The organism is Blautia sp. ZXY-1-B12 (genome assembly GCF_056339915.1).
Map to the genome: position 1 here is coordinate 1 of NZ_JBWJVP010000187.1, position 11,978 is coordinate 11,978.

Annotated in this window: 9 protein-coding genes and 1 pseudogene; all 10 read left to right on the forward strand. The window is 36.1% G+C overall.

Annotated elements, in window-relative coordinates; translation table 11 throughout:
* A pseudogene (locus tag AC075L_RS10475) lies at positions 1–1,678 on the forward strand (alpha-amylase family glycosyl hydrolase); the annotation flags it as partial.
* 161 nt (positions 1,679–1,839) lie between these two features.
* Positions 1,840–2,214 (forward strand): RidA family protein, encoded by a 375-nt coding sequence (locus tag AC075L_RS10480; RefSeq protein WP_008703111.1) that lies wholly within the window; start codon positions 1,840–1,842, stop codon positions 2,212–2,214.
* 176 nt (positions 2,215–2,390) lie between these two features.
* Positions 2,391–3,074, forward strand: coding sequence for a hypothetical protein (locus AC075L_RS10485; RefSeq protein WP_476387628.1), 684 nt, complete (start codon positions 2,391–2,393; stop codon positions 3,072–3,074).
* A 2-nt stretch (positions 3,075–3,076) separates the two neighbouring features.
* Positions 3,077–3,346 carry a hypothetical protein gene (locus AC075L_RS10490; protein ID WP_476387631.1) on the forward strand — a complete coding sequence of 90 codons (270 nt, stop codon included), beginning with the start codon at positions 3,077–3,079 and terminating at the stop codon, positions 3,344–3,346.
* 52 nt (positions 3,347–3,398) lie between these two features.
* Entirely contained in the window at positions 3,399–3,818 is a 420-nt protein-coding gene (locus tag AC075L_RS10495; protein ID WP_476387629.1) for a hypothetical protein, read from the forward strand.
* 706 nt (positions 3,819–4,524) lie between these two features.
* A complete protein-coding gene (locus AC075L_RS10500; RefSeq protein ID WP_196049237.1) occupies positions 4,525–7,761 on the forward strand; it encodes a helicase-related protein in 3,237 nt (1,078 codons plus the stop codon).
* Positions 7,762–7,779: 18 nt separating this feature from the next.
* Positions 7,780–8,436, forward strand: a complete 657-nt coding sequence (locus AC075L_RS10505; protein ID WP_196049238.1) for a DUF4391 domain-containing protein — start codon at positions 7,780–7,782, stop codon at positions 8,434–8,436.
* Positions 8,433–9,482: a hypothetical protein gene (locus tag AC075L_RS10510; RefSeq protein ID WP_196049239.1), complete on the forward strand. Its 1,050-nt coding sequence runs from the start codon at positions 8,433–8,435 to the stop codon at positions 9,480–9,482. The genes AC075L_RS10505 and AC075L_RS10510 overlap by 4 nt, the downstream gene beginning before the upstream one ends.
* Positions 9,483–11,411, forward strand: a complete 1,929-nt coding sequence (locus AC075L_RS10515; RefSeq protein ID WP_196049240.1) for a site-specific DNA-methyltransferase — start codon at positions 9,483–9,485, stop codon at positions 11,409–11,411.
* 11 nt (positions 11,412–11,422) lie between these two features.
* Positions 11,423–11,978: DEAD/DEAH box helicase family protein (locus AC075L_RS10520; protein ID WP_476387630.1), on the forward strand; the 556-nt coding region annotated here is incomplete at its 3' end.

The window sequence follows — 11,978 nt, forward strand, 5'->3', positions numbered from 1 at the left end:
CAGTCTGAACACATTACTTCCATGGATGGCACCGCATCAAGAGGAGATCGGATGTACGGCGTTATACATCGGACACTTTACTTCGAGAGTGTTAGGACATGGCTATGAAACCACAGATTACAAAAAGCTAGATTCCCGTCTCGGAACCGACGAAGACCTTCAAAGACTTCGTGGCATGCCTGTCATGAAAAAAGAAGAAATCAAAGTTCTTTTCGATGGTGTATTCAATCACACAGGCCGTGATTTCTTTGTGGCGTTTAAAGATATGCAGCAAAACCGCGAACATTCCAGATATCTCAACTGGTACTGCAATGTGAACTTCGGAAAGAGGGGATTGACGGAATACAATGACGGCTTCTGCCTACGAAAACTGGGGTGGATACAACCTTCTGGTAAAATTAAACCAAAGAAACCCGGAAGTACAGAATTACATCTGTGATGTGATCCGTTTCTGGGTATCAGAATTTGATGTAGATGGAATCCGTCTGGATGCGGCAGATGTCCTTGATTTTGATTTCATGCGTGCCCTGCGCCGTACGGCAGCAGAAGTAAAGGAAGATTTCTGGCTTATGGGCGAAGTGATCCATGGCGATTACAGCAGATGGGTAAATGGAGAAACGCTCCACAGTGTAACAAACTATGCCCTGCATAAAGCACTCTACAGCGGACATAACGATCACAACTATTTCGAAATCGCACATACTGTAAAATATCTCCAGAATATGGAAATCTTGATCTCTACAACTTTGTGGACAACCATGATGTAGAACGTATTTATACCAAGCTTTCAAATAAAGCACATTTTGCACCTGTTCATGTCTTACTCTATACACTTCCGGGTGTACCAAGTATCTATTACGGTTCTGAGTTCGGTATTGAAGGAAAGAAAGAGAAATTCTCCGATGACAGCCTCAGACCGGCTCTGGATATCAAAGACTATGCAGATGCAGTACAGAAGAATCCATGTACAGCCCTGATCGCAGCTCTTGGAAAGATACGACAGCATACACCTGCATTAAGCTACGGAAGCTACGCTGAACTTCAGCTTACCAACCGCCAGTTTGCATTTGCCCGTGACCTTGACGGAATACGTGTGATCGTTACCGTAAATAACGATGATAATGCAGCAGATATGAGCCTTCCGGCAGGAAACTGTGCAGAATATATCGGAACCCTCACAGGCCGTAAAGTACCTGTTCAGGGTGGACATATCAATGTAACAGTAGCCGCAAACAGCGGTGAAATCTGGGTTCCAGCAGGTGAAATGCCAGAATATATACCGGTAAAAACAGAAACTGCAGATATCGAAAAAGTACAGGAAGAAACAGAAGAAACAACATCCACACAGACTGAGTCTCCTGCACAGAAAACAATAACCGCAACAGAAGAAACCGCAGCAGCAAAAGCAGAAGATATTCAGCCTGAAAAAACTGCCGATACTTCAGCCATATCAGCAGAAAACAGTTTTCCGGAAAATACGGAAGCCGCTGCTGAAAAGGAAAATACGGTAATTGTAGATATGAATAAATCCCCGGAAGACATGACTGTAGATGAATTACAGCAGGCAATCCTTGCCAAAATGGCAGGTAACGGCCTTGTTACAGACCAGATGAAGAAAACAGTATATGATAATATCTGGCATGATTCTCTGGTAAACTGGCTCAAGAGCTTCCACTGATCAGATTATCGTCAGTATTTTTCATCTTTTCTTTCGTTAATAAAAGAGGAATTTTCCATGTGGCAATTTTTTTGCCGTTGACTAAATATTTTTTTGGTGGTAAGATATGGATACAGATACAGACAATCAATCACACTAAATCGTACGGGAGGAATTCACTCATGAAAACACTTGAAACAAAAAAAGCACCAGCAGCAATCGGACCATATTCTCAGGCAAAAATGACAGGAAACTTCTTATTTGCATCCGGTCAGATTCCGGTAGACCCGGCTACAGGTGAAGTTGCAGGCGATAAAATCGAAACACAGGCAGAGCAGTCCTGCAAGAACGTAGGAGCAATTCTTGAAGAAGCCGGACTTACATTTGACAATGTTATCAAGACTACATGCTTCCTTGCTGATATGGCAGATTTCGCTGCATTCAACGCTGTATACGAGAAATACTTCACAAGCAAACCAGCCCGCTCCTGTGTTGCTGTAAAACAGCTTCCGAAAAACGTACTCTGCGAAGTGGAAGCTATCGCTGTAGCTGAGTAATTCAGCCAAACCACAATATAAAATAAATATTCTAAAACAATTTCTGAATCTGATTCAGATGGGGAAAACAGCCAGGGAAAAATCCACCTGGCTGTTTTTGTTTTCGGGCTACCTGCAATTGCTGATATTTGCTATAATAGTATAAAAGAATTCCGGCAAAATGAAAGGTAAAAGTTATGAGATCAATATCCATATATGCACTTACGAGAAATCAGAATAAAGATTCTTTGTCAAAACTGGAACGTCAGTTATCCGGCCGGGAATATTTCCTCAAAATACGGGAATGGGAACTTCAGAGTATGAAAGCACTGGTACGCCAGTTAGAATCGCATATGACTAAAGTCTGTTCCCTGCGCTTTTTCTATTCCTACCAGATTCCAAAACTCGGGAAAGAATTTGATCTTCTCCAGATCAAAGACGACCAGATCATAAATATTGAACTGAAAAGCGGAGCTGTATCTGAGGAGGCAATTCGTAAACAGCTTATGCAGAACCGTTATTACCTTTCCGTTCTCGGACGCTCCATACAGTCTTATACGTATATCAGCAGTCAGAATCGCCTTGTCAGGCTTACCAACCATGATCATATTGCAGAAGCCGACTGGACAGAGCTGTGCAGATCACTGCAAAAGGAGAGCAGTGATTATCAGGGGAATATTGACGATCTGTTTCAGGCCGAATTATATCTGATTTCCCCAATCACAGAACCGGCCCGTTTCCTGAAAAAAGAATACTTTCTGACTTCCCAGCAGCGGGATATCCAGCGCCAGATTTTAAAGAAACTCCGTATCAGCCGGTTTGGATATTTCTGTTTACCGGACTTCCAGGAACAGGAAAAACATTGCTTCTCTATGATATAGCCATGAAACTGTCCAGGCGTCAGCAGATATGCATGATTCACTGCGGCAATGCCGGAAAAGAATGGAAAATACTGCATAAACGTTTACAGCGTATTGCTTTTCTTTCGGACAATCAGCTGACCGAAAATAGAGAGCTGAAACATTACAGTGCCGTTCTGGTAGACGAAGCACATTTGCTTTCTTCGGAAAAACTGGCAGATTCTGTTAACGCAATCGGAGGGGGAGTTTCCTGTAATATTTTCCAGCGATTCCGAAGATGCCATATGTCCTGAAGAGTTAGGGGTAAATACATTAAAACTCATAGAAAACCTGCCGGAAATCCAGATGTTTCACTTAACCAACCGCATCCGTACCAATGCGGAACTTTCCTCATTCATCCAGAATATGATACACCTTACAGACAGAAAAACCTCAAAACCCTATCCGCATGTTTCTGTTGTATATGCAAATAATGAAGAGGAGACTGCTGCCTTACTGGAAGATTATATACATCAGAGCTATGAATATGAGATTACTGCTGAGAGAGACATAAAACGTCTTGTTATCATATTGGACGAACGATATTACTATGACCAGAACAGATATCTGCGTTCAAAATATTTCAATAAAGAAGGCAGGTCTGATGTCCGTAATTTATTTCACCGGCTGAATCAGGCAAAAGAGGAACTTTCTATAATTGTCAGAGAAAATACATATGTATACGAAACATTACTCACGCTTTTACAGCCTGATACTGTCAGATAAAAACTGTCTTTTATAGTTACTACCAATAGTGATACGGTAAAAAGTGTCTTGTAAAGGAGCATTATAAATGTTAATATAAAACCAAATAAAGGACATTTTCACAACGCTCATCCCAAAGTCTAAACAGCGTTGACAGCAAACATAGCAAATAGAAAAATCATGCCGGACAACGAACTGGAAATACGTTTTCAGGGTCGCCTCATAATTTTTTAATTGAAAAAATGAAACAGATTACAGCTCCGGAGTACAAGTAACAGCAGGAATTGGAATATTTTATAAAAAACTTTCCGCTTTTTCTCTTAATATTAGATCTGGTAGGAAATTTGCCGTTCTGAGTGCACGGATGGCAGCCCCAAATTCACATCGAATTTTACATTCCTATTTTTCAAAATCATCATTATAGTTTGTCATGTCATATGGAACAGCACCTTCTCTGTGTATTTTTCTATTTGTGGTTGTTCAATATAATACCAGAAGTTGGTGCTATTTTGTTGTCAACACATCAATTAAATAAATACAGGAAATTTTTTATCTATTGCGATTTACAGTTTGTTTTTGATATGGGAAGTTTGAGTGAATTAATCAAAGATATTCAGAAATAGATTGAAAAAAATTTGTGTGTAACAAAGTAATTGAGAAATTTTATAAATGGGCAGATCTTAAAGATAATAACTTGATTTTTCTGCCAGTACTAAGGAGCAAAAAGATGGAAGTGAAAATATTTGACAATGTCACAGATATTGTACGTGATGATATGGAGGTAACAATCAGTAAAGACAGTAAAGTGTCTATTGCTGCGGCCTGCTTTTCGATGTATGCTTATAAAGAATTAAAAAAACAATTAGAATCCGTAGATGAATTTCGCTTTATTTTTACATCCCCCACATTTGTTACTGAAAAAGCAGAAAAACAAAAGCGTGAGTTTTATATTCCGCGTCTCAGTCGTGAACGGAGTCTGTATGGTACAGAATTTGAAATAAAACTGCGCAATGAAATGACCCAGAAAGCCATAGCAAAAGAATGTGCAGATTGGATTAAAGAAAAAGCCAGGTTTAAATCTAACATAACAGGCGAAAATATGGGCGGATTTATGACGGTAGAGAATGAAAACAAACAAGTTGCATATATGCCTATTAATGGATTTACTACGGTTGATATTGGGTGTGAGCGAGGAAATAACAGCTATAATATGATAAATCGTTTTGATGCTCCGTTTTCTGCTTCTTATATGCAACTTTTTGAGACATTATGGAAAGATAAAGAAAAGCTACAGGATGTCACAGATGTTATTATTGAAAATATTACGACTGCTTACAATGAGAATTCTCCAGAATTTATTTATTTTATGACGTTATATCATGTGTTCAGCGAATTTCTGGATGATATTTCTGAGGATGAGCTCCCAAATGAGGCAACAGGATTTAAACAAAGTAAAATCTGGAATATGCTTTATGACTTTCAAAAAGATGCTGCATTAGCGATTATCAATAAATTAGAGCGATATAATGGATGTATCCTTGCGGACAGTGTAGGTTTGGGAAAAACATTTACAGCTCTTGCTGTTGTGAAATATTATGAAAATCGTAATAAAAGTGTTCTTGTCCTGTGTCCTAAAAAACTGGCAGAAAACTGGAATACATACAAAGATAATTATGTAAATAACCCTATTGCAGCAGATAGATTAAACTACGATGTGCTTTTTCATACAGATTTATCCAGAACACATGGATTTTCTAATGGTTTAGAATTGGACAGACTTAACTGGGAAAATTATGATCTGGTGGTGATTGATGAGTCACATAACTTTCGCAACGGTGCCGGTACACATTCTAATACGCGAGAAAACCGTTATGTGAAACTAATGGATAAAATTATACGTCCAGGTGTCAAGACGAAAGTGTTGATGTTATCAGCAACGCCGGTGAATAACAGATTTGTAGATTTGAAAAATCAGTTGGCAATTGCTTATGAAGGAAATTCGGAGAATATAAATAAGAAATTAAATACAAACAAAACAATAGAAGAAATATTCAAACAGGCACAAAAAGCTTTTAATGCATGGAGTAAACTGGATACAGTGGACCGGACTACAGATGCACTACTTCGTACACTGGATTTTGATTTCTTTGAGCTTCTGGACAGCGTAACGATAGCACGTTCCAGAAAACATATTGAAAAATATTATGACACAACGGAAATTGGAAAATTCCCTGAACGAAAGAAACCAATTTCTCTTAGACCGAAACTTACTGATTTGGATTCAGCGATAAACTATAATGAAATTTATGAGCAGTTGATGTATTTAAGCCTTTGTATTTATACTCCTTCTAATTATATTTTTCCAAGTAAAATACAGAAATATATGGATTTAACACATAATAAAGGAGATAATCTTACACAGACCGGGCGTGAAGAGGGAATTCGAAGATTAATGAGCATTAATCTTTTGAAAAGACTGGAAAGCTCAGTAAATTCTTTTCAACTAACTTTGCAGCGTATTAGAACTTTAATTGAAGACACGATTAAAGCAATTGATTGTTTTGAAAAGTATGGAAATGCAGAACTTGATATGTATGAAGCTTCGGATATGGATTTAGATATTGATGATGGAAATACCGAATATTTTACTGTTGGAAAAAAGGTAAAAATAGAGCTGGCAGATATGGACTATAAAACATGGCGAAGAGGTTTGCAGGAGGATGCTGAGACTTTAGAATTGTTAACATTGCTGGTAGCAGATGTTACCCCTGAGCATGATTATAAATTGCAACAATTGTTTCGCCTGCTGAATGAAAAAATGGAATATCCAATTAATCGTGGAAATAAAAAGGTACTGATTTTTTCTGCGTTTTCAGATACGGCAGAATATCTATATGAGAATGTGAGCAGATATATTAAGGATAAATATGGATTAAATACAGCAGTAATTACCGGGAATATAGAGGGAAGAACAACAATTCCAGGTTTTAAATCTACGCTTAATAATGTTTTAACTTGTTTTTCCCCGATATCTAAAGACAGAGATGTGCTGATGCCGGAAAATAAAGCAGAAATAGATATACTGATAGCTACGGATTGTATTTCGGAAGGACAAAACTTACAAGACTGTGATTATCTGGTAAATTATGATATTCACTGGAATCCGGTGCGTATCATTCAGCGTTTTGGACGTATAGATCGTATTGGGAGCAAAAATGAATATATTCAACTTGTAAATTTCTGGCCGGATATGAATTTGGATGAATACATAAATTTGAAAAGTCGTGTAGAAACACGTATGAAGATATCGGTTATGACATCCACAGGTGATGATGATCCCATTAATCCAGAGGAAAAAGGTGATCTGGAATATCGTAAGCAGCAATTGAAACGACTTCAGGAAGAAGTTGTAGATATTGAAGATATGAATACAGGCATTTCCATTATGGATTTGGGACTCAACGAATTCCGGCTTGATTTGCTGGAATATGTAAAAGCACATCCGGATCTGGAACAGAAACCGAAGGGCTTACATGCAGTGGTTTCAGCAACGAAAGAACTTCCCAAAGGAGTTATATTTGTATTAAAAAATATCAATAACAGTGTAAACATTGACAACCAGAACCGAATCCACCCATTCTATATGGTTTATATTGGTATGGATGGCGAAATCATATGTGATTATCTGAATCCGAAAAAACTTCTGGATGATATCCGTCTTCTTTGCAGAGGAAAGAAGCAGCCGATTATGAAATTATGTCAGAAATTTAATGAGGAAACAGATGATGGAAGAAATATGGGAGAAATGTCTGAACTTCTTAGTGAAGCAATTGACTCTATCATTGACTGTAAAGAAAAAAACGATATTGACAGCTTATTTGCAGAAGGAGGAACTTCAGCTCTGTTGTCAACAGTTTCAGGTCTAGATGATTTTGAGCTTATTTGTTTCCTGGTTGTAAAATAAAAGAAAGTCGGTGAGGCGATGATCGGATTACCAAAATCAACAGAATTTAATAAACGAATTCCCAAACAGAAGTTTTATGAAAATATGGAGATTTCTTCAGTAATAAAACAGATATTTGTAGAACAGATAAAGATGATATACTGGAGAAACAAAATAGCAGTTTCTACTACGAACCTTGCAACAGGTCATGATGTGACAGAGATAGAAGTTTTTGAAATCCGACTGAATCATTCTGAGTTAGATGAAAGAGTGCTTCGCCAGATAGATAGAGAAATTCCATATCATATTTTATTTCTGTTGGAATATGAGAGAAAATACCAGGCATGGATTGGCTATAAAGAAATTGCAGTAACTGGAAATAAAAGAATTAAATTAGGGGGATATTATCATACAGACTGGGAAAATGGAGATAAATTATCTTTGAGAATGGAAGGATTAAGTCTGGATGCAGTATACGAAAATTTTGTTCGCCAGATTGCTGGTGATAAGCTGAAAAAAGAAACCTCGGATGAAAGCCTGAAAGAGTCTGTTGCTAAAGATGAAAAGAAAAAACAGTTAGAAAAGCAGATAAATGCTTTAACGGTTAAAATACACAAAGAGAAACAATTGAATAAACAAGTAGAGTTGAGCAACCAATTGAAAATACTCAAGAAGAAATTAGAGGTGACAAGTTGACACAAGAATATTTATTTATTAATGAAAAATATAAAAAAGAAATAGAATCTTTTACTGTTTCGGACAAAGTTCAAAAAAAAATAAAAATTATTGAAAATAGCTCCTGTTGGACACTTAGTTTAAATATAGATGGTGAAAATGAAGAAATAGCCAAATTACTTGATTCATTAAATATTCAAATATGTCAGAATTATAAACCAACGGTTTTATCTAATGGTTGTTCTGCGTATTTTAATAAATCATTGTATCCTATTGTTAATGAATTTGAACGTAAATTGAGAAAACTTTTATATCTTGCTAGTGCACTTCAAGGTGATAACGATTCTTACAAAGTTATTAATGATATTGAGTCTAAAGATTTGGGGGAAATATTTGAAGCTTTGTTTTCTGATTCTGATTTTGTAAAAAAGGTTAAAGAACAAATCAACAAAAAAACATGGAATTTTACACGAGATGAATTAATAGCTTGTATTGAATCACTTAAAGAAAATACTTTGTGGGACACTCTTCTTGGAACAGAGCGAGTGAAAACTCTCCGAAAAAAATTCAATGAATTAAGAAACTATCGGAATGATGTGATGCATGCGCACAATATCAATCTAAATCAATTTAAATTGGCTAAACGATTATTTCAAAAGGTAAATGCAGAATTGGATATTGCTATAAGAGAGTTAATAGGGGCTAAAGAAGAAAATGAGCCAACTACACCTGTTGATTTTAATCGTAAATTAAGTTCCGCTTTAATGTTGTTACAAGATTATAGTAGCATTGATGATCTTAGTAGCAAACTGAACTCGACCATAATGTCATTGCAAAATCGACCTGAAGCTAAATTATATAGTGAAATTGAAAAATTAAATAATAAAATCCAGTCCGCATTTAGCCCTGAGCTAATAAAAACTTTATCTGCTATTGAAAACATCGAAAATTATATATCTAATCCTCAATATATAAAAGCTATTTCTAATTGGGAGAAAATCATTGCATTACAAAATAATATTGCTTCTGCTAGTAATACTGTTCAAAAAAATATGGAGGATAACTGAATGGAAAAGATGAAAATGACGTCATTAGACATGAAAGAACAAAATATAAATAAAATTAGTATAATGTTTCCAAACTGTATTACAGAAACCATTGATGAAAATGGAAAGTTAAAAAAAGCAATTAACTTTAAAATGCTACGTCAAATGCTTTTCGATGATATAGTTGAAGGTGATGAAAATTATGAATTTACATGGGTAGGTAAAAAGGCGGCCATTGTTGAGGCAAATAAACCTATTAAGAAAACACTTCGCCCTTATCCGAATGAAAGTATTAACTGGGATACAACTGAGAATCTTTATATAGAAGGTGATAATCTGGAAGTCCTTAAATTGCTTCAAGAAAGTTATCTCAATAAAATAAAAATGATTTATATTGATCCACCGTATAATACAGGAAACGATTTTATTTATAATGATGAATTCCAAATGACTAGTGAAAAATATTCTGATGAAATTGGTGAAAAAGATAAAAATGGAAATAGAATGTTTAAAAACGCAGACAGTAATGGGCGTTTTCATTCGGACTGGTGCTCAATGATTTATTCTCGTCTTATGTTGGCAAGGAATTTATTGAATGATGAGGGTGTTATTTTTATCTCGATTGATGATAATGAGATAGCAAATTTAATAAAAATTTGCGATGAAATCTTTGGACAAGATAACTTTCAAGGGATATTTGTAATCAACGCTTCTCCTAGTGCTATTGATTATGGATGTATAGCCAAAATGCATGAATATGCCGTAATGTATTCTAAAAACAGTTTACAGGTAAAATGTTATCAATTAAAGGAGGAGAATAAAAAATTTGATTACAAAGATGAATTAGGAGAATTTATTATTTATCCTTTATATAATGGCAATGTAGCATTTAATCCACAAACAAGACCTAATTTATTTTATCCTTTTTATCTGAATCCAAATCATAAGCTGGATAATGATTTTTATGAAATAGGATTAGAACCAAAAGAGGGATGGGTCGAAGTTTGGCCTGTAATAAGTCAAAAAGATGGGATACAAAGAGTCTGGAGATGGGGAAAAGAAGAAAAGGCCAGAAAAAATCTGAATAAAGAAATTGTAGGTTATAAAAATCGAGAAGGCGAATATCGAATAGTTCAAAAATATAGATCGGACAAAAAAACTATTAGATCATTATTACTGGATAAAAGTTTTTCATCAAGACGAGGAACAGCAGAAGTTCAAGAATTGTTTGGAAGAAAAGTATTTTCATTTCCTAAACCCATAGAACTTCTAAAACAGTTTACTGAAAGCGGATTAGCTGCTGATGATATTGTGATGGACTTTTTCTCAGGGTCAGCATCAATGGCTCAGGCAATTATGGAGCTCAATGCAAAAGATGGAGGCAAAAGAAAATATATATTAGTTCAGTGGCCAGAAGCTTGTGAAAAGAACAGCGAAGCTTATAAAGCGGGGTATTCTAATATTTGCGAAATTGGGAAGGCACGTATTTGTCGTGCTGGAAAAGCGATTAGAGAAAAAAATCCATTGATAACACAAAAGTTAGACGTTGGTTTCAGAGTTTTTAAATCAGATACGACCAATATGCAGAATATATACTATACTGCTGGAGATTATTCGCAAGGAATGTTAGAGATGCTGCAATCAAACATTAAGGAAGATCGTACTGATTTAGATTTATTATTTGGCTGTTTACTTGAATGGGGACTTCCGCTGTCACTTCCGTATACCTCCGAACAGATTGACGGTTGCATAGTGCACAATTACAATGATGGTGATTTAATTGCCTGTTTCGATGAAAACATTCCAGATAGTGTTATTAAAGCAATTGCAAAGAAACAGCCACTTAGAGCTGTATTCCGGGATAGTAGTTTTACAGATAGTCCTTCCAAGATCAATGTCGATGAGATTTTTAAACTGACAGCACCAAATACCCGTGTGAAAGTCATTTAAGGAGGAAGGAAATGAAGTTACGATTTAAACATCAGAAATTTCAGGCGGATGCTGCAAAAGCCGTAGTGGATGTGTTTGCAGGTCAGCCATATCTGACTCCTTCTTATATGATAGATAGAGGGTACGAGGGAAAAACAATGAAAGGTGAAGAATTTTCCCAGATATCTGCAACAGAAGAACAGGACTTTACCGGATGGAGTAATCATAAAATTGTACCTGAGTTAAGTGACCGTCTGATTCTGGAACATTTACAGAAAATACAGCGTGAAAATCAAATAGAACCTTCTCCTAAACTGGAAGGACGGTATAACCTAACAGTTGAAATGGAAACTGGTGTTGGAAAAACATACACTTATATTAAGACGATGTATGAATTGAATCGCACCTATGGCTGGAGCAAGTTTATTGTGGTTGTGCCGAGTATTGCGATTCGTGAAGGTGTATATAAAACGTTTCAGGTAACAGAAGAGCATTTTGCGGAGGAGTATGGAAAGAAAATTCGGTTTTTTATCTATAATTCTGCGCAGCTTACAGAAATTGATCGTTTTGCATCTGACAGTTCTATTA